General features: G+C 44.0%; 13 protein-coding genes. 8 read left to right on the forward strand and 5 right to left on the reverse strand.

Annotated features, from left to right (window positions below):
• Positions 1-468: 468 nt before the first annotated feature.
• Both K6Y31_RS03415 and K6Y31_RS03420 read left to right on the forward strand, forming a co-directional pair.
• Complete coding sequence (locus K6Y31_RS03415) at positions 469-2,100, forward strand: sensor histidine kinase (protein WP_233051448.1); 1,632 nt, start codon at positions 469-471, stop codon at positions 2,098-2,100.
• Between the two features lie 133 nt (positions 2,101-2,233).
• A complete protein-coding gene (locus tag K6Y31_RS03420) occupies positions 2,234-2,932 on the forward strand; it encodes a VC0807 family protein (protein ID WP_233051449.1) in 699 nt (232 codons plus the stop codon).
• Between the two features lie 68 nt (positions 2,933-3,000).
• Here the strand turns inward: K6Y31_RS03420 and K6Y31_RS03425 are convergent, their stop codons facing one another.
• Positions 3,001-3,903 (reverse strand): LysR family transcriptional regulator, encoded by a 903-nt coding sequence (locus tag K6Y31_RS03425; protein WP_233051450.1) that lies wholly within the window; start codon positions 3,901-3,903, stop codon positions 3,001-3,003.
• A 132-nt stretch (positions 3,904-4,035) separates the two neighbouring features.
• On the opposite strand from K6Y31_RS03425, the gene K6Y31_RS03430 reads away from it, so the two are divergent.
• On the forward strand, positions 4,036-4,311 hold the full coding sequence (locus K6Y31_RS03430) for a DUF1330 domain-containing protein (RefSeq protein ID WP_233051451.1): 276 nt from the start codon (positions 4,036-4,038) through the stop codon (positions 4,309-4,311).
• Between the two features lie 113 nt (positions 4,312-4,424).
• On the opposite strand, the gene K6Y31_RS03435 is transcribed toward K6Y31_RS03430, so the two are convergent.
• Positions 4,425-5,282: a delta-class carbonic anhydrase gene (locus tag K6Y31_RS03435; RefSeq protein WP_233051452.1), complete on the reverse strand. Its 858-nt coding sequence runs from the start codon at positions 5,280-5,282 to the stop codon at positions 4,425-4,427.
• A gap of 249 nt (positions 5,283-5,531) precedes the next feature.
• Here K6Y31_RS03435 and K6Y31_RS03440 point away from each other — a divergent pair, with 249 nt between their 5' ends.
• The 5 genes from K6Y31_RS03440 (at position 5,532) to K6Y31_RS03460 (ending at position 8,915) form a co-directional block, all read left to right on the forward strand.
• Positions 5,532-6,518 (forward strand): suppressor of fused domain protein, encoded by a 987-nt coding sequence (locus K6Y31_RS03440; RefSeq protein WP_233051453.1) that lies wholly within the window; start codon positions 5,532-5,534, stop codon positions 6,516-6,518.
• An 89-nt stretch (positions 6,519-6,607) separates the two neighbouring features.
• A complete protein-coding gene (locus K6Y31_RS03445) occupies positions 6,608-7,090 on the forward strand; it encodes a hypothetical protein (RefSeq protein ID WP_233051454.1) in 483 nt (160 codons plus the stop codon).
• 150 nt (positions 7,091-7,240) lie between these two features.
• Positions 7,241-7,936 carry an aspartate/glutamate racemase family protein gene (locus K6Y31_RS03450; protein ID WP_233051455.1) on the forward strand — a complete coding sequence of 232 codons (696 nt, stop codon included), beginning with the start codon at positions 7,241-7,243 and terminating at the stop codon, positions 7,934-7,936.
• Between the two features lie 150 nt (positions 7,937-8,086).
• The gene (locus K6Y31_RS03455; protein ID WP_233051456.1) at positions 8,087-8,377 is read left to right on the forward strand and encodes a GNAT family N-acetyltransferase; all 291 of its coding nucleotides are present in this window, start codon (positions 8,087-8,089) and stop codon (positions 8,375-8,377) included.
• A gap of 19 nt (positions 8,378-8,396) precedes the next feature.
• Entirely contained in the window at positions 8,397-8,915 is a 519-nt protein-coding gene (locus K6Y31_RS03460) for a hypothetical protein (protein ID WP_233051457.1), read from the forward strand.
• Positions 8,916-8,971: 56 nt separating this feature from the next.
• Here K6Y31_RS03460 and K6Y31_RS03465 read toward each other — a convergent pair whose 3' ends face one another.
• From K6Y31_RS03465 to K6Y31_RS03475, 3 genes are read right to left on the reverse strand one after another with little or no spacing between them, the layout of a single operon-like run.
• On the reverse strand, positions 8,972-9,469 hold the full coding sequence (locus K6Y31_RS03465; protein ID WP_233051458.1) for a protein disulfide oxidoreductase: 498 nt from the start codon (positions 9,467-9,469) through the stop codon (positions 8,972-8,974).
• Positions 9,470-9,476: 7 nt separating this feature from the next.
• Complete coding sequence (locus K6Y31_RS03470; protein ID WP_233051459.1) at positions 9,477-10,208, reverse strand: DsbA family protein; 732 nt, start codon at positions 10,206-10,208, stop codon at positions 9,477-9,479.
• Positions 10,209-10,218: 10 nt separating this feature from the next.
• Positions 10,219-12,369 (reverse strand): protein-disulfide reductase DsbD family protein, encoded by a 2,151-nt coding sequence (locus tag K6Y31_RS03475; RefSeq protein ID WP_233051678.1) that lies wholly within the window; start codon positions 12,367-12,369, stop codon positions 10,219-10,221.
• Positions 12,370-12,663: the final 294 nt, after the last annotated feature.

Below are 12,663 nucleotides of genomic sequence, written 5' to 3' on the forward strand. Positions count from 1 at the left end.
AACAGCCAGCGGATGCATTCATACCTAAATTATCAAAGTCCTAATGAATTTGAACGTATGGATAAGTCGGTAAAAGAAGTAGCTTAACGAACTTAACTAGGGTGACCGAATTCAGTTGACCAGGTCAGATTGATATTAATTGTTGTTTGATTTTTTTGTGATTTTAACATGGAATGATAAAAAGCAAATCCTAGGGGAGGCGTTTTGTAAAATAAAAAGTTAGGGGACCCATTCAATCTTGTGCAAGCTTGCATCATCTAAAGGAAGGCGGCTCACATGATGTTCTTCTTTGGAGCATATTCTGGATATATCCACGAAAAAAATTGGCTAGGCTATGACAATTTCGGAATTTAGCTAAAAACTCGGCGAGCGAGTACTCGGCGAATAATCGAGCAAGTTAAGTATTCTTTATTAAGCTTAGAGTAGTGTAGGCAGAGTGGGCTTTGAGATTTGATGCAAGATGGCTCGATGGATCAGGCTCAGCCTGTTGAACGATTTTTTTCGACTTCGACCCCCTTGTTGGCGATTGTTTTCTCCTTGTCTGCCTGTTTATTTACGTATCTATCATTCTTATCTTTAGCTGCTGTGCAACAATCTCAGTCAGAGGAGGATCAGTCATATTTGTTGGCCGAGCAATTGCGACAAAGCTCTGATCATTTAACCTTAATGGCAAGAAGTTACGCGGTAACTGGGCAGCGAAAATTTGACAATTATTACCAGAATATTCTTGCTATTCGCGATGGATCAGCCCCTCTTCCTGCTAATTATCATTTGGCTTATTGGGACTTCTTGTTACCTCGATATGGCAAGGCCCCTTCCTACCAAGGCGAGGTAACGTCATTTCAGCAGGGCCTGCAGCCTTTGCATTTAAGTCAGGATGAATCCGGCTTGCTGTTGTCAGCTGAGAAGGCATCGAATGATTTAAGTAAAATAGAGCTGCAAGCTCTGCGGTTGACCCGCTTGGCACTTACTGAGGTTGACTTTGAGCACTCACCTTCGCGTTTGAAAGCTATTGAACTGCTTTATAGCAACCAGTACTTTATTGCCAAGGCAAAAATAATGGCGCAAATAAACCAATTCTACTTTTTAAATCAGTCATTAACCGATGCAAATCAAGCCGCGAAACTATCACGTCATTATATTTACTCTGGGTTGGCGGTTAGCTCGTTTTTGGGGTTGATTTTGGTGCTTGTGTATAGCCTGTATCGCACTAACCAAAGTCGTAAGCACTTCGCGGTGCGGTTTCAGAATGAGGTGGCGCTTCGTACTCGTGAGATATTTGAAAAGCAGGAGCAGCTAAAAGCGGTAATAAAAGAGATGGAGCTAACCAAGCAGCAATTGGTGGAGTCGGAGAAAATGGCTTCATTAGGGAACTTGGTTTGTGGTGTCGCCCATGAAGTGAATACACCTTTAGGTATTTGTGTCACGCTCGCTTCGTACATGCAAGAAGAGTCAAATAAGCTACTAACTCATTTTGAATCGGGCAACATTAAGCGTTCTACTTTTGTCGACTTTTGCCAACAAAGCCGTGAAAATTATCAGATCTTACTCGAAAATTTACAGCGGGCGGCGGCTCTGGTGAAAAGCTTTAAGCAAATTGCTGTTGATCAGCAAGCTGAAGAAGCCAGAACCATCCGAATCAGCGCTTATCTTAAAGATGTGTTATTGAGTTTAGAGCCTGAATTGAATAAAGGTGACGTGCTGGTGAGTGTATCCGCGCCTGATGATGAGCCTGAGGTTTTTACTTTTCCGGGAGTGATCGCACAAATAGCGACGCACTTAGCTTTAAATGCCTTTATTCATGGTTTTGCTCGAGGCGCTCAAAGTGGCCATGTGGATTTTTCACTTGTTTATGATAAACAGCAGGTTAATTTGACGGTGAGTGATGACGGTAGGGGGATTGATACTGCCATTATCGGTAAAATTTTTGAGCCCTTTTTCACCACTGACCGAGGGCTGGGCGGTGCAGGGTTGGGTTTAAGTATTGTTTATAATTTGGTGGTACATAAGCTAAATGGCCATATTCAATGTGAGTCTGAAACCGGCCATGGGGCTGAGTTTATGATTGAGTTTCCCATTCAATCTCAGAGCGCTCAATAGCTTGAGCCAAGTTGCTCCTTTATTTCCAAAGTGCGAGGAGTGCGGTCATGCTGCACGGCTCATGATTGGTTGTGTTATGGCAGATAATTAGCTATAACCTTCGCAATTAGTTTGTAATAAAAAAGTAAGTATTATGAAAAGTGCATCGACACATAAACCTCGCCCGATGGTTGACCTGATTGTCAGTATCATCATTCCGTCTTTTATTTTAATGAAATTAAGTGGTGACAGTGAGTTGGGCGCGAGTGGTGGCCTAGTCGCTGCGTTGGCCTTTCCACTTGGTTGGGGTCTGTTTGAATTAATTAAATATCGTAAGTTTAATTTTATCGCGCTGTTAGGGTTGCTGAGTGTGTCGCTAACTGGCGGTATTGGCTTATTTGAACTAGATACAAAATGGCTAGCGATTAAAGAAGCGGCCATTCCTGCGATTATCGGTATCGCGGTGTTGGTGTCTACTTTTACCCCTTACCCTTTAGTTAGAGCCTTGCTGTTTAATCCTGATGTAATGGATGTGGAAAAAATTAAGCAGAAATTAGTTGAGCATAACAGCACCGCCGCCTTTGAAAAGCGCTTAATGAAAGCCACTTATTTGGTCGCTGGCTCTTTCGTTTTTTCTGCCACAATGAATTACGTGTTGGCTAAGTGGTTGGTAACGAGTCCTGCGGGGACGCCTGAATTTAATGAGCAATTGGGACAATTAACCTTATACAGTTACCCTATGATTGCGTTGCCATCTATGTTGATGTTGTTAGGGGTTTTTTATTACTTGTGGCGCGCTATTCGTGATTTGACTGGGCTAACCTTGGAAGATGTGATGGCGACCAAAAAGTAATTTGTTATGTTTTTCTGTACAGAATGGCTGTCATTAGACGGCCATTTTTTTATTCAGGAGTTGTGGTTTTAGCTGTTGGCTTTATTAAAATAATGGCTAATTAGCTGATGAAATCGCCCGATATGGATTGGTTTTTCACCGTGATATTGGTGCAAGAAATAAAACTGCCATGCTCTACCTTGAAGCTCTGGTAGCACCCTTTTTAGCCTTTCGTTACTTAGTTCTTCAGTTGCTAAAAACGCAGGAAACAGCGCCACGCCCATATCATGTTGGACCATTTCTAATACCGTATTTAGAGTATTGGTTTTTGCGTAATGTGCGATTTTGAGTCGTTGTTCATTGTTTTGTTTGTTATCAAATAACCGCAGTTCATCATGTTGCCAAGGTGTAGCAATAAATCGGTGCGAAGTTAATTGCTCGAGGTTGGTTAAGTTTCCGTGTTGTTTGAGGTAGCGTGGTGAAGCGCAGAATATTTCAGCAACTTTGCCTATCGACAATGCGCGGTAGTTGCTGTCTTTTAAATCACCACCAAAAATGGCGACATCTAGGTTGTGCTCCCTCAGATCTTGCCACTTTCCGGTCACGATAATTTCGGGGCTTAGCTTTGGAAACTCCACACATAACTGCTGCAATGCGGGAATAACGATATGTTGTTCAAAAAAGGGCGGTACCGATACTTTAAACTGGCCGCTGGGCTGTGCTTTTGCGCTATTCAGCTCGGTTAACGTGAGGCTTAATTGTTGGCTCAGCAGCTCACTGCGGGCGAGCAATGTTTCTCCCACTGCGGTGAGTGTTACACCACGGGTGTTGCGCGCTAATAGCTGCTGCCCCGTGGCTTGCTCAAGGCGTTTTATTTGCTGGCTAATAGCAGATTTGCTCATACCGAGTTTTTTTGCTGCGGCGGTAAAAGAGCGCTTATTCGCCACTTCTACAAAAATTAACAGCAGCGGGGCTAGCTTTACACTGTTCATATTTTTAAACAATCAGTTTATTTTTGGTCTGTTGTTAAATTTTTATCACAATAATAAGCTGTGTCAACTGAATCGGGTCGTGCAAATAAGTGGCTCACAGTTAATGAGTTAATCACAATAAGGAGAAAGCAAATGACAAGTTTAGTGATTGTCGATCTAACACCATTAGATAAGGTACAACTCGCGCAATATAGTGAACAAGCGGCGGTCATCGTGGCTGAATTTGGCGGTCAGTTCATTGCCAAAGGGGAAGTAGAGGTGTTGCATGGCGATGCCACTCACTCAAAAAAAGCGGTGATCCAGTTTCCCGATAAAGTCACGGCGAAAAGCTGGTATAACAGTGCGGCATATCAAGCCATTATTCCGCTACGCGAACAGGGCATGCAAAGCCAGTTTCATCTGGTCTAGGTAGTTGTTTCTCAATTTATTAGAGATAAAAAATAGGCTAGGGCGTGTTGCTTTGTACAACACGCCTGTTGCTAGGGGGTTAGACCCATCGCTTATCGCAGTATGCGTTTCAATTAATGGCCATCAGAAAGTAAATCAGGGTTTACAACTAGATTTCGCACGCCGTGAGCGTGATCTTCATTAAAGTCATTACCTTTAAGCCATTGTGCTACGGTGGCGATGTTTACCTTAGCAACTTGTGGGCGAACGCTCCATGTTACTTGAAATGGCGAGCCTTTTTCGTTGTAGCTAGGGCCAGTGGTAGAGCCTGCATATTGGATTGCTTCGCCTGTATTGGTTGGAATATTGATTGCCTGGTAAAGGCCATCTTTTAGACCGTATTCAGTTTGCTTAACGAAATCGAGTGCATTTTTGTCATTGACCACTACGTACACTTGGGTTTCTACACGTAGCTGTGGGTTGCCTATCGCATCATTTAAACATGAGCCAAGGGTTGGCCCCGGTTTTACTTGCGCAGTTGAGTGTACGAAATGCACTTCGATGGTATCGCCTGACTGCAGTTTATTGTGCTCTCCTGCGCCCACTTCTTGGTTAAAAGGCGCTAGCTCTGCAGCAGTTAGCTTACCAGTGTATACATAACCACTGTTGTAACCATGGCCGTCACCATTACCTGCGTATTTGTTGAATTCGCCGCCTTTGTGCTCAGCATTTTTATGAAAATGAATATTACATAAGTTCATTGCTGTGTAAGGCGGTGCCATGCCAAATTCTCTGGTATTGGTACCCGCTAAAGTATCAATGTCGCGCGGTGCTTGCGGGCCATAGCCTTTATCTTTGGTGCTCTCTGCTAGCGCGGCGCGTTGCTGTGCTATCACGCTGTCTGCTACGGCGTGGTGGGAGTCGTTGGCGGCAAGTGCCAACGCGGGCATGATTGCAATACCAGTAAATAACATCAGGATATTTTTGTTCATTATTAACTTCCATTTATGGTTAGAGAAAGGGGTGAGAGATGCCAACGATGTATTTAGCTTATTCGAAAATGATAACTTTTGTATTTTTTATTAGTTTTTTTAACCCCCTTTTTGTGACCATTGCGTTAATAGAGTCAGTTCTATGCAGCGGCTTAGACCCATAATTAGCAATAGAATCAATATATTGAGATTTTTTCTCTGACCCTTTTTTTAATTAATTGAATAAGTGAAATTCAATAAGGACTATTGATGACAACGGCAACTAAAAATAGCATTGAAGTATTACTCGGCTCACTACAGGCAACAGAATTTAAACCTGATATTCCCTTTGAACTGGGGGGAGACCAACCTCTTGATATGATTGCGGCTTATAAGATGAGTGAGCCAGAATCGCACTGGTTGTTTTTAACCACAGGTTTTAAAAAATACGGCTTTGAGCTTAGCTTCCGTGTTAAAAGTGATGATGAAGCAGCGCCAGTTTGGGCGGTAGAGTTTATTAAATCGCTGGCTAAGTTTGCTTTTAATCGTGACAACGGCTTTGTTGTTGGAGATATGGTGGCGATCAATCGTCCCTTGGTAAGCTTTGTTGATTGTTTCTTAGATACGGTGTTGTTTGTTGAAGACCCTGCTATTGAAGCGTTAGATAATGGCGATGACAAAATTGAATTTATTCAGGTCATGCCAATTACCGCCGATGAAGCCATGGCGGCGCGTAGTTGGACCATGGAAAAATTCATGCAAGTGCTGTCTTATCAAACCCCCGCTGGTTTAGTCGACCTAGGCCGTTTTAGTATTTTGAAAAATGAAAACATTGCGCAAGCCATACGTCGCGGTGCTGAAAATGATGGTTCAGACACGGAATGCGTTCCTTGTGGCAAAATCTTGTTTAATGTTAGCGATGCAAGCTCCGCTTATATTGAGATTGATGCGTTAGCTGCCGAGTATTTATTGGCTATTTTACCGGGGCGCATTCCACATGGTCGCAGTATTGAGGTGATTAGTCCTGAGCATAATGTGAAGTTAATGGCGGGTGATGAGGGCATGATCCGTGGTGTTAGTGACTCTTGGGTCGAAATCACCCTAACACCGAATATGTATAACCAAATGATGGAAAACCTACAGCTGAAGCGTAAGCGTTTCTTCTTTGACGAATTTGAAAATGTGTCGTTCTCGGTTAACGACTACTACATCAAAGATATGGAAAACCGTACTGTTGGCGTGAAACAGTGGCGCTAATTTAACCTCCCTTTTTTATGATACCCATTGTGTGTTTTGGCTGCATGCGCTTAGCGCAGCAGCCCTTTTTATAGGTAAGGAATAAGTAAATGAGAAATATAATGCTAGCAGGTGTATTAACTTGTGTGTCGATGACAAGTTGGGCGGGCGTAGCTGAAACGAAGGCGAAGCGCGGTGCTGATGAAGTTATCTCACAGTCAGCGAATAAAATGCAGCAAGCTTGTGGTAACACGGCTTTGACAGTAACGGTTAATTGGGATGAGTTTGATAGCATGCTTGCGGCGAACAAAGCACAACTGGCCGAGAAGAAATACCAAGATGCATGGGTACTTAATCATGCCGGTGAGCGCACCAGTGCTTTATTGGATTCGATTGCCGCTATTTGCAACGATGATGCGGATTATCAAGCAGAAATAGCCAAGTTAACAGCTGTTGTCGTGATGCCAAAAGGGGATTTTGCTGATACCAAAACAGATCTCGCCTTAGCGGATACCAGCTTAACCGTACAGTCAGGCCACTACATGCGCCGTACTGCGTCTGACTTTACGGCTCGAATTAAAGCCTTGTATTAGGGGCTGTTGATCTTTCGTGATTATTTTTGCAGCGAAATGTTAGCAAGATCATAACTGTGAACCGGGATGGCAAGTTGAACTTAGTCGCAGATTGACGTTTTTTGGCGTTTGCCTCACAGTAATGCTTCGATTAATGGCACCGGGTAAAGTATGAAAACAATCGGCATTATTGGCGGCATGAGCTGGGAGTCGACTCAGCTTTATTATCAGCAAATTAACCAACTGATCAAAACAGAGTTGGGTGGCTTACACTCGGCTAAGTTGGTTCTGTTCAGTGTGGATTTTGCGGAAATAGCAGCACTGCAACAGCAGGGGGATTGGTATCAAGCTGGCTTTATCTTAGCTGAGGCGGCTAAATCCCTTGAGATGGCTGGGGCTGACTTTATTGTCATTGCGACTAATACCATGCATAAAGTTGCCGATCAGGTGATGGCCAATATTAATTTACCCTTGTTACATATTGCCGATGCGACGGCAAAACAACTGCAACAAGCGAACATCACTAAAGTTGGTTTACTCGGTACTGCGTTTACCATGGAGCAAGACTTTTATAAAGGCCGCTTAGCTGACCGTTTTGATATTGACGTCGTTACGCCTAATGCGACGCAGCGCGCGATGATCCATAAAGTAATCTTTGAGCAACTTTGTTTAGGTCAGTTTAGCGCACAAGCTAAGGCTGATTTTTTAGCTGTGATGGCCGACTTACGTGAGCAGGGCGCGCAAGGAATCATCTTAGGCTGCACTGAAATTGCGTTATTGGTTAATCAATCAGATATGGAGTTGCCCTTATTTGACACCACGGCAATTCATTGTGAAGCGATTGTTGAGTTAGCCCTGCTTGCTTAAAGCTGTTCGAGAAACAGATCTCTTATTCAGTTCGGTATAAACTGAACCTATTAAACTCGAGTTTTGGGTAAGCAGAATAGTAAAAACATGCTTTATCCTCTCATAATCAGCTTAAGCAAAACTGAGGTTATTTAATAATGGAGATGAAAAATGAGTATTGGCCATCAAGAAGATGAGTTGCAAGGCACTTTTTATACTGAGCCTTTATCAGTTGATAGCGCGGTGATGACGTATATAAAGCAGGGCCAGATCATTTATGTTAACAGTACTCGGGTACCTGAGCAGTTTCGTGGTCAAGGTGTGGCTATGCAATTAATGGAAGCCATGGTTGCCTTTGCTCAAGAGCAGCAATTTAAAGTGGTGCCAGAGTGTAGCTATGTTGAGGTGATGTTTAAACGCCAGCCACATTGGCAGCACTTGCTAGCCGAGACAAGCAAATGAATGTTAGTGACGCGCTAGCATGAAAAAATACCACGTGCCAGGAGCCGAGACTAAACCTATTAATAAAGCCAAACTGCTTATTCTATTGGCGCTAGTGCCTTATTGTTTGTGGCTAGCTTTTGCTTATCGCTATCATTTTATTGATGGCGTTAATTTGGCTTTTCATGAGGCGGGACACCTGTTTTTTATCCCATTTGGCGATACCCTGCATTTATTAGGTGGCACGTTTTTACAGTTACTAGTACCTGCTTTATGTGCGGCTCATTTCTACCGTTTAAAGCAACGCTTTTCTGCGGCCTTATGTGGTATTTGGCTGGCTGAAAGTATGATGTATATGGCTGAATATATGGGCGATGCAAATGCCCGTGTATTGCCTTTAGTGGGTGGCGGTCGCCATGATTGGTATGCTTTGTTTGGTTCAGTTGGTTGGTTGAGCAAGGCAGAGAAAATAGCCGCATTTAGTCACTTTTTAGCAATTATTTTGTTACTTGTTTGTTGGATATGGGCGTTTAAACTGGTGCGACAGGGTGAAGAATAAACAATCGGCGCTCATCATTTGCAGGCCAACCTGGCGCGGTAAGCCTGCTGTGTTAGTTAAGCCGTTAGCATTCGCCACCACAATCCTGGCAAGCTTGTAAAGCCGGTGGTGTAGTATACGACTTGATTGTTTTTGACCACGAGAATAGTGGGGGTGACACTGATGTTCCAAGACTGTACAAGTGAGTTGTTAGGATCATTAAGCACGGTAAAATCATATTGATGGTGGTAGAGGTATTGGTTCATGCGATTGTCATCACCTGAGCCTAGGGCCACGGTCACCGTTGGGTAGTGCGTTGCCATGCTATTGACTGCTGGGCTGACGTAATTACATACGTGACACCAAGTGCCCCAAAAATACACCAGTACCGCTTGATCTTGGCTTAAGCTGGCAAGATCAATCGGCACTTTTTTTAGGCTGGTGCCAACTAACGGTGGCAGGTTGGTTCTATCTATATCTTTACTGCGCCACCAGTCTATTGCGCCACTTAATACTATCGCGACAACCAGTAACAACAGGGCCTGCTTGGCCCAGCTTAATAATCTTTTTACCACTAACTAATTACTCCTGCGCGGCTAATGCTTTTTCAACACCCGCTTTGAGTTGATCGTAATCGACTAAGCCGGGTACGATTTGGTCGGCAAACACTAAGCTTGGTGTGCCGCGTAGCCCGAGCGCGCGCATTAAATTCATATTGTTATTAATGGTGGTCGCGGTGGTCGCATCGGCTTTACCTAGCCATTGTTCTGTGCCTGTTGCCTTCGCTGCTTGGGCAATGCTGGCACTGTCCAAACGAGTAGGTTTTGCCATTAAGGTTTTCTTTAACTTAAGGTATTTTTCTGGCTCATGCTGCCATACGGTTTGCGCTAAATCTACTGCTTCTTTCGAGCTTTCGCCCAGTAAAGGCACCATTTTTATCTTGATTTGTAGCTCGGGAAATTCTTCTACCAGTTTGGCTAAATGAGGCTCGATGCGTTTGCAGTATGGGCAGTTAAAGTCGGTGAAATAAGTCATCACTAGTTTCGGGTTTTCGGCGCCAAACCAAGGGTCGTTGGGACTTTCGAAAATGGCTTTCGCTTGTTTTTCAAGTAACCCTACTTGAGACGCTTTGGCTTGCTCTTCTTCATATTGCTGTAACGCCACTACGGCTTCTTTTAAGATCTCTGGGTCTTCAACTAACGCTTGTTTGATCAATACCTTAAGTTCGGCCTGCTGCTCGGGTGTAAAGCTTGATGGTGCGGCAAAGGCCAACGGGCTTGCGAGCATTAAGGCGGCAAGGGGTAACAGTTTCATATGTTTATTCCTATTGAGTAAGAGAGGTGGCAGATGCGCGATTAATGGCGCTGATAACATCTTCACTATTGAGTATCACTGGTAAGGCAATACCTTCAGGTGCATTGGGCCCGTAAACAATGTTAAAAGGCACGCCATAGCGACCATTTTGTTGTAAGTAATCACTAATATGCGGTGCAGGTTTGGTCCAGTCGCCTTTCATTAAATAAATATTCGGTTGCTGCAAGGCATCATAGACCGGCTGCTGTAGTAGCACGCCAACTTTGTTGGCTTTACAGGTGATGCACCAGTCGGCAGTAATATCAACAAACACGGTTTTACCTTGCGCTACTTGTTGGTCAATATCTTGTTGATCTAACATGTGCCAAGCCAGTTCGGGGTTTAACGGCGAAGCCCATTGCTCACTGGTTAGTGCAGCCGTAATGCCAATTGCGCCTAAGCCAATAAAGCTCAAACTAATACAAATCAAGGCTATTTTAGCGCCGTATTTTTGTTTGATTAGGATACAAAGGCCAATAGCAAGGACGCCAAAGATCACCCATAACCAGCCGCCGACAAAACTGTGCAATAAGCTAATTAACCAAATCGAGGTGGCAAGCAGCAACACCGAGAAGAAAATTTTAATCTGTTGCATCCAGCGGCCCGGGCGTGGCAAATAACGAGCCAGCTGTGGAGCCGTGGCGATTACCAACCAAGGCAGGGCCATGCCGACTCCCAAGGCGGTGAAGATAATAAACAGACTTAAGGTATTGGCACCCAATGCAAAGGCAACAGCGGTGCCTAAAAAGGGCGCGCTACATGGCGTTGCTAATAGGGTGGCAAACATGCCTTGCACATAGTGGCCGAGATAAGAATGACCACCGCTAGTGGCGAGCTTAGTTTGTAGCGCGCTGGGCAGTTGAATTTCAAATAAGCCCAGCATGTTTAATGCAAATAGCGTGGTAATTAACGCCATAAAGCCAATAAACCAAGGTTGCTGAAACTGAATGCCCCAGCCAATGCTTTGGCCACTGACCTTTAATAACAATACCGCTAAAGCAAGCAACCAAAATGAGCTAATAATGCCAAAAGCAGAAGCAATAAACTGTTTTCTAATTTGCCCTTGGCTTTGATTTTTTGCCGTGAGCACGGTGCTGAGCTTCATTCCTAACACGGGTAAAACACAAGGCATAATGTTTAAGATCAAGCCACCTAGTAAGGCGATAAGCAGCATACTTGGCCAGCCAATGGTGTTTTGTTTAAAAGCACTGAAATCGATGTTGCCGGCTTGGGCGAGTTTACTTACTTCGATAGCCAACTCTTTGTCGGCTACCACTAAGGTTAATAACTGTTGCTCTAAGTTGACTTCGCCGAGCCAACCTTTAACGGATATTAGCCCTTTTAACTGGTTTTGTTCAGGTTGTAGCTGTTCAATTTTGAAGTAAGTGTCGGGGTCGCCAATGATAAAAACATCGGGTTTGTCCCAAGTTTTACCGGTAATCGTAAAGCTGATCTGTTGCTGAGCCTGATCCCAAGTTAACTGACTTAGCTGGGCTTGTTGTGGCTGAGTTTGCGGCACTTGTACCATGGCTTTATTGTACAAATACATGGCATTACTATCGCCGGTCAGGTCTGTAGCATTAAAGTCGAGCGCTAACTCATAGTCTGTTAGCACACACACAGTGGTGCAGCTTGAAAGGGTAAACTTACCGCGCAGTTGAGTTTCACGGTCTAATTGCGCCAACTGGATCTGTAATGGAAAGGTGACTTCATCTTGATAGCCTAAGGTTTCTAGTCCTAATGTGTTAAAGCGCTTAGGGACGGGCCAAAACCAATCAACTTGTTTGACATTGCTTGATTGCTGCCAATCTACGCTAGGCGCTATGCCTCCTTCACCGGGCGCGCGCCAGTAGGTTTTCCAATCGCCATCGAGTTTCACTTGCAATATTGCTGCAAGGGTTTGGCTGGAAACATCCTTTTCACCAGTCAGGGTAAGCTGCACTTGTATTGGAGGATGCTGCGGATTGGTCAGCCAGCCAGTACTGGCGGCAGATAATGAAAAAGAACAAAGCAGAGATAAGCACAAGCTAACTAAGGTAAATATCCGAGATTTCAAGTGTGACTCCAACAAGTAACAATCACTTAATAAGACCGTGAAACGCTGCTTTTCTTTCAACCCCATTGAGAAAAATGGATTGAGTAGGTCAGGCATCGATGAGACTAATTAGCCCTTTCTAATGCTGAGTTATTCAAATTACAAGTAATTGGCCCGAAACTTACTTAGCTTTACATTACCTTCTTGCTGATTAAGCCAAATTTTAGATAAGCGAATAGTGTGCTTTTTCGCAACAATGTTGTGGATAGGCCAAACAAGGCCCTGTAAATAGCGCTGAACCCTGCAACTTAGGCTTTCTTGGGTGTAACAGGCTTTACGTTTTCATTTTGAAAACGAAATTTTACCGCTAACACACCCTAT

Source organism: Motilimonas cestriensis (assembly GCF_021295315.1).
Lineage (GTDB): Bacteria > Pseudomonadota > Gammaproteobacteria > Enterobacterales > CBDFNC01 > Motilimonas > Motilimonas cestriensis.